The sequence below is a fragment of the Mastigocoleus sp. MO_188.B34 genome (genome assembly GCF_030065675.1).
Classification (GTDB): domain Bacteria; phylum Cyanobacteriota; class Cyanobacteriia; order Cyanobacteriales; family Nostocaceae; genus Mastigocoleus.
The window spans coordinates 110,284-117,328 of record NZ_JASJDK010000004.1 but is presented as its reverse complement, the minus strand read 5'-3'; the positions used below and the strand labels follow the sequence as shown (position 1 = coordinate 117,328).

The following is a 7,045-nucleotide window of genomic DNA, read 5'->3' as shown; positions in this document are numbered from 1 at the left end:
TAGCGGAAGCGTGGCGTATGACTGGCGTCACGCTCCGCTAAGAGCCATAAGCACTGCGTGCCGCCTCGCGGCATATGGGGACTGGCGACTGGGAATTGGGGATTAGGAGAATAAATAAAAATCAAAAATAATAGAGGACGCAAAAAATCGCGTCCTGAAAAAAACAAAACTTTTTCGATTGGGTTGTCAGGTTAGAACATTTTTACTCTCTTCCCACACTTCCCACACTCCCCACACTTCCCACACCCCCACACTCCCAACGCTGTTGAACTTCAAAACAAAATTATTCTTTAAGCAATAGATAATATAAAGTTCCGGGACCACCAGTAACCCCGGCGCGATCGCCAGCAATTTTTCCACGACCAGCAAAATAATCTACTCGTCCTGGACCTTTGATTGCGCTACCGGTATCCTGATCCATTACAAAGCGACTCACCCGACGATAAGTTAATCCTCCCTCTTTCGTTGGATAAGGGAATGAAGAATTAATAATTGCTAAAGCACCAGGGGGCATAATCGATTTATCTGTAGCAATGGAACGATCTGCAGTTACCGGAACACCTATGCTACCTATAGCCGGTGTATTACCTTTGTCCCTAAAAAATACAAAACGTTCCCAACGGGGTAAATACTCATCCATATCCTCTGGATTTAATTGAAAGTGACGTAAAATACCCGGCATCGAAGCACTTTTGCGAGTAATTCTCCCATCTTTAAGTAATTCCTTACCAATACTCGTCCAAGGATATTGGGTTCCATTTGCGTAACCGACTGATGTTGTGGTACCGTCCGTTAACTTTAACTTTGCTGAACCTTGAATATGTACCAGATATGCATCTAAACGATTGCGGAACCAAAATAACTCTAAACCTTTGAGGGGACTATTATCCCCCAATAAACCATCTTTACCTTCCAGTTCTAAACGTTTGGGATGGGGTTGGGGCCATTGTTCAAAATCTGGTGGTAGTCTATATAAAGGATATTTATAAACAGATGTTCGCTGACGACTTGCTTCATATATCGGTTCGTAGTAAGAGGTGAACTTAACAGTGCCTTGACCATCATTGCCGATAGACTTATAAAACTCAAATTCCCGACGAACAGCATCTTGTAACTGTGTGGGAGTTCTGGACTTTAGTAATAGTTGGCGAAAACGTAGTAAACTTCGACGTACCCGTTCGAGGGTAATTCCTTCTATGGGATAATCAGCATAAACCCTAGCCGCTGTGGGAGTTTTGAGATAGCGTAAACTGTGGTTGATAGACCTTACCATAGACCAGCGATCGGCAGTTTTGCCAAATCTACCCCAAAATAATTGAGAATCCCAACCCAAGCAAGCATGTCGGGGACGGCATTCAAAATCCATATCCATTGGCTTGAGGGCTGGTGGTGGTGTTTCTAGTTTGCTTGGTATTTGGGGTGACCACTCCTGTGGCTGACTCGGTACTGGTAATGGACGCGGTAATCTCCTGGGTAGTCGCACCTGTGCGGATGCCGAAAAAACAGGATTTACAAGAGTAATTCCCAGACTCAAAGAGACCAAAGCAAACATTTTCTTCATAGATTTTTTATGGAAGTTATGTAAATCTTTCTACACTAGAACTAAATATTGGTTCTACTCGCAACCCTAATACTCGGGATGGACGTATAACCATATACTCTCCCTGAATGTTTTTGATTGGCACGCTGATGAAGTCGTTGGAAGCTGATTTTGGTACAAGCTCCCCACTATACCACTTTTGAAATTCTTGAATTGTGGGAAAACGAACCTCTTCTTTATGTCCGCCTTCAAGTATCATGTGCACTAAGTATTCACTAGGTTTTCTAGGCATAAGGTTGAATTATTGGAAACATATCAACCCATTGTTAACTACGTTACCCCGGAATGGGAAGAGGTAATAAAAAGCGCAAGGCAAAAAAATGCCACTAATGTTTTTTCCCTTGTCAGTTGCTTATGACGTTTCTGATACTCATTGCAGTTCCCAACTACTGAAAAAGAATAAATTACAGAAGAATAAATTATCAAAGCATATAATGACTGAGCACGCAGTTGAGTATTTACTTGATTATGGTTGTTCAAGGGAGTCCGGCTGGGTGTAAGCTTGTACAAAGTTAAATTGAATTCGTCATAAACAGCGCCTTATGTCGATCATTGCTCTGAGAGGGTGGTATCTTCAAGACTATGAGCCAATTCAAGAGTTGGAAAAACGTCCTCCAGATATTCGTTTGAGCAAGAAAAGTCTTTTGAAATCAGGGTTGAGAGCAGACTTTTTGGAAGATAGCCAGGAAATCAAAAAATCAGCTTGGTTCTGGCGTTATCTGGATGGAGAAAATATAGAATTCTACATTGAGGGTAGTGGTAGTTATTGCGTATCTAATATTGATTTAATTAGTCACGAAATTTATTTTACTAAGCAATCGGTCTTATCACAGTTAGAACCAATTATTTTCTACTCCTCGCAAAATGAGTTTGAAGTAGCAGCTGACTCGCTACGAGATGGATTACTTAAAAGTCTAGAAAAATTGAATTTGCGATCGCGTTTACCAATTTCTTTGGTGGAATCGCCTCGACCAAAAGATAATCCTACAAGACTTAACCGAACCAAGTTACGAAAAATCCGGAAAAGTTTGCTATTTATTGCTGATGTGACGCCAATTACAAAGTTAGAAACACAGGAAAAAGTTCAATTAATTCCTAGTCCTAATGTTTGTATAGAAATTGGTTATGCGATTCAAAGTAAACGTATCGAACAAATCTTAATGGTTCAAATGCAACGTCCAGAATTCTCAGGAAAAATTCCATTTGATTTACCTCAAACTCAGATTCTACAGTTTAAAAATAGTAAGGAATTAAATAAAACTTTGCCAGAAGCCATAGAAACACAATTGATGCGGTTTAAGTTATTTTCTTAACACAATTTTAGTTCGTTATGAGTCGCATTAATTACTGGTGTTAGGACGAAATATATTATTCCAAAGCTATACTTAGTGGTATTAGTAATTAACTTACAACTAAAAATTCAGAGTCCTAACATCAATAATCGAAAATATGCATATAGGTAGATGTAGAACTGGGTGTTACGTAAAATATAATACAGGTGTTAAACGGTAGATATTTACCAAAAACACTTTAGTTTACGGCGATAGATAGATGCGTTAACAAAGATATTTGATGTCACACGCTAATCGCTTGCCTCGACGGAATTCAGATCCTTTCCCTTCGAGAATTACAATTACCCGAACAGCATGCGCCCTAGCGTTCGCTTTTAACTATTTAGGATTTATAGATAACTAATTTGGGTATGCAAGTGTAAGTTTATGATTTGAGATTTATGATTTTAAGTTTATGATTTTAAGTTTGTAATTTTAAATTTTTAATTTTAAATTTTTAATTTAAAGTTTTTAATTTAAAGTTTTTAGTCTTAACTTTGTAAGGTGAAGTTTGTAAGGTGAAGTTTTTAAGTTGAAGCTTAACTTGAAGTTTAAGTTATTCCAAGTGATTGGAGGATGATTATGGTGACAATAAAACAGGATATAGCACTTTGTTTTATGTTGTCCGGTATCTTGCTGTGGCTATCCGTTGTCACCTCCAAGAGTAAACTTACTGTTGATGGGTGGTTATGGGAAACTCCGACAAAGCGAACAATAGGCGGAAAACTCTATTTATCTTTGCTTAAGGTTTCTCGATCGCAGCTATTGTTGAGAAAGATTGCTAGATTTTCTGCCTGTGGAGTTTTAACAATAGCTTTATTTTCTATTGTTCAATATCTGTTTAACCCAACTCAAAGTATTGATTTGCCATGGACATGGGATAAGAGTTTTCAAACTTCATCAACCATGGAACTAACTTTGGCATTAAAATTTACACTTATTGGAATAATTTTAGAGCTTTTAAGTAGAAAAAATCGAAGTAAAAAGAATCAAAACCAAAATTATTGGTATCTCCAAATTTTGGCATTGCTCGCAATAATAGTTTCTTTTTTGGTATTAGTTAGCTATGCATATCAAGTTAAAAGACTTGATGGTAGGGTTGCCTATGCTTCTATGGTATTAGGTACAGTAGTTGGCTTTGCAGTCTTTTGTGCTGGTATTCTCTCAGCCCGTGCAGATTTAGGGATAATGCGGTTAATTACTAAAAATACCGATGAAAGCTCCCTTATACGTAGATTACTCGTACTTACCGCAGTTACTCCGGTTGGTGCTGGGTGGTTAATTTTGCAGGGTTATCATGCCAAAATGTATGAGGCAGAATTTGCCATATCCTTAGTTATTGCAACGATTATATTTGTATTTACTCTATTGATTTGGCAATATGCAATCCAAATCGAAAGAATTATTCATCAATGTGATCTACTTAAAGGAGAGGTGCAAAGCGAGCAAGAAAATAAAGCAAAACTCAAAACTTTGGTTGGTGCTAACATTATGGGTATTTTGTTTAGCGATAGTAATGGCGCTATCGAGCAAGCCAATACAGAGTTTCTGCGGATAATTGGTTATAAGCATTCCGATATAATTGCAGGTACAATTAATTGGCAAAAACTCACACCGCCAGAATACTTAAATTTAGATAGACAAAGGTTGAATGAAGCAAGGGAAAAAGGTGTTTGTACGCCCTATGAGAAAGAATTTATTCGCAAAGATGGGGCTTACATACCTGTCCTTATTAATCATGTACGACAAGGTACAAGTAAAAATAAATTCGTAACTTTTGTTTTTGATTTAAGCGAGAAAAAAAAAGCTCAAGCAACTTTAAAACATAGGCAAAAATGGCTAGAAGATTTATTAAATTTAATGCCTATACCTTTATTATTAATAGAACCGAAAACAGCAAAGATAATTTTTGCGAATCAAGCAGCAGAAAAATTTGTTATTCATGGATTTCTTAACTTTCATTTAAATTCTAAAAATACAAGTGAATATTACTTTACCGATGTATTCGGAAATTCTATTCCTCCAGAAGAAACGCCAGGATTTCAAATAGTTAGTGGTAAAAAATTAGATGGTTTGGAAATTAATTGGCATACGCCAGAAGATATTCAATCATTGATGATTTATGCTGATACTTTACCAGCGATAGATGGTCATAATTCTACAGGAGTAGTATTTATACAAGATATTACTAAGTTTAAACAGACAGAGAAAGCATTATCCTTAGACGACCAAAAACTCAAATTTTTAGCAGAAACTAGCAGTAATTTATTATTTAAGCAAGAACCAAAAGAATTTATCAATCAGTTATTCTTTAAATTGACTGAATTAATAGATTTAGATGCTTATTTTTATTATGCAGTTGATGACAAGTCTCAGATATTACACTTATTATCCCATAGCGGTATTAGCACAGAAATAGCGGAGGAAATTGATAATTTACCAATAGACAGAGGAATTTATGGAACCGTAGCAAAACAACGGGATACAATTGTATTAGATTGCGTGCAAACAGGAACAGAAATAGAAACAGAACAACTGAGGCAAATAGGTATTAAATCTGGTTATATTTATCCTTTAATCATCCAAAATAAATTATTAGGAATACTCGTATTAAGTAGTTACAGTTCCTCCAATTTTCAGCCAGATGAATTAGTAATGATGCAAACCGTATGCGACCAAATTACTGTTGCAATGGAGCGTCTACAATTAATTAATTGCCATCAACAGCAAATCGAACAACTAAAAGCCACCAACCGCTTCAAAGATGATTTTTTAGCTGTTCTTTCCCATGAGTTGCGATCGCCTCTTAACGCTATTCTCGGTTGGGCGCAATTGTTGCGTTCTCGACAACATTTAGATCCGAAGAAAAAAGCACAAGCGTTAGAAATCATTGAGCGTAATGCTAAAACTCAAACCCAACTAGTTGAAGATTTACTTGATGTTTCCCGCGCTCTTAGAGGTAAACTATGTTTGCGGGTAGAAGATTGTAATTTAGTTACTATCATTCAAAGAGTAGTTAAAACCCTAAGTGTTGCTGCTCAGGCGAAGAAAATTCAAGTTAAAACAATACTGGAAGATGATATTAGAACAATTCCAGGAGATTCAGATCGTTTAGAACAAATTATTTGGAATTTGCTTTCCAATGCAATCAAGTTTACCCCTCAAGGTGGTAAGGTGACGATTGAGCTTTCACAAATTAAAGTTTCTGAGTCTCTGGTAATAGGTCAAAAAGATGTCCTAAGTTTCCAGGAAGAAGAATTACCAGTTACCGAATATATCCAAATTCAAGTTATCGATACGGGGATTGGAATTAGTCGGGAACGACTCCCGCACATTTTTGAGTTGTTTTATCAAGGTGATATCTCCATTAGTAGGTCTTACGGAGGTTTAGGCTTAGGTTTAGCAATAGTTCGTCATCTAGTGGAACTGCATGGTGGTGTGATCAATGTGGAAAATCGCAGTGACATCAAAGGTACAATATTCAGTGTAAAATTACCACTACTACCAAGAAAAAAAGACCAAGTTAATGAGCGAGATACATGTATTAGTGATAGATCCTTAGCTGTTACCTACTGCAACTCTTCATTTGTCTCCTCTTACCTCAAAGAACTGAAAGTTTTGGTTGTGGATAGTGAATCTGAGAGTCGCGAATTAATCTACACTATCCTCAGAAAATATCAAGCTATTGTCAGAACTGTTGATTCAGTTTCAGAGGCTGTGCAACTTTTAAGACATTGGCGAGCAGAAGTCCTGGTTAGCGACATTAGAATGATGGATGGGGATGGTCTTACCTTGCTCCAAAAATTACGCGATCGCAAATTGGTTGATAATAATCTTCCTAAAGCTAATGTGGTTTCGGATATACCAGCAGCAGCTTTAACCATGTCTTGTAAGGCTGAAGATAGAATTCGCGCTCTGGAAGAAGGTTATCAGCTACATTTACCTAAACCTGTAGACCCTACTGAGTTAGCTACAGTTGTAGCAACTTTAGCCAAAAGAGCAAAAAATAATAATCGTTAATCTTATATGACGGTGCGTTATGACGCGGTTATAAAGCAATACAGTTCAGTTAAGACTTTTTTGAAAACAAATTGCACTGTAGAGACGCGATATA

The 7,045-nt window shown here is 37.1% G+C and carries 4 protein-coding genes; 2 read left to right on the top strand and 2 right to left on the bottom strand.

What is annotated here, in order from left to right; genetic code table 11:
- Positions 1-283: 283 nt before the first annotated feature.
- Together QNJ50_RS01855 and QNJ50_RS01850 are read right to left on the bottom strand one after the other, a co-directional pair.
- Positions 284-1,561 (bottom strand): murein transglycosylase A, encoded by a 1,278-nt coding sequence (locus QNJ50_RS01855; protein WP_300631406.1) that lies wholly within the window; start codon positions 1,559-1,561, stop codon positions 284-286.
- 16 nt (positions 1,562-1,577) lie between these two features.
- Positions 1,578-1,832, bottom strand: coding sequence for a hypothetical protein (locus tag QNJ50_RS01850; protein ID WP_300631404.1), 255 nt, complete (start codon positions 1,830-1,832; stop codon positions 1,578-1,580).
- 310 nt (positions 1,833-2,142) lie between these two features.
- Here QNJ50_RS01850 and QNJ50_RS01845 point away from each other — a divergent pair, with 310 nt between their 5' ends.
- Entirely contained in the window at positions 2,143-2,913 is a 771-nt protein-coding gene (locus QNJ50_RS01845; protein WP_300631403.1) for a hypothetical protein, read from the top strand.
- Positions 2,914-3,513: 600 nt separating this feature from the next.
- Positions 3,514-6,951 carry an ATP-binding protein gene (locus QNJ50_RS01840; protein WP_300631401.1) on the top strand — a complete coding sequence of 1,146 codons (3,438 nt, stop codon included), beginning with the start codon at positions 3,514-3,516 and terminating at the stop codon, positions 6,949-6,951.
- Positions 6,952-7,045: the final 94 nt, after the last annotated feature.

Coding starts and splice junctions, on each gene's coding strand:
- QNJ50_RS01855 (WP_300631406.1), bottom strand. CDS start 1,561: ATGAAGAAAATGTTTGCTTTGGTCTCTTTGAGTCTGGGAATTACTCTT.
- QNJ50_RS01850 (WP_300631404.1), bottom strand. CDS start 1,832: ATGCCTAGAAAACCTAGTGAATACTTAGTGCACATGATACTTGAAGGC.
- QNJ50_RS01845 (WP_300631403.1), top strand. CDS start 2,143: ATGTCGATCATTGCTCTGAGAGGGTGGTATCTTCAAGACTATGAGCCA.
- QNJ50_RS01840 (WP_300631401.1), top strand. CDS start 3,514: ATGGTGACAATAAAACAGGATATAGCACTTTGTTTTATGTTGTCCGGT.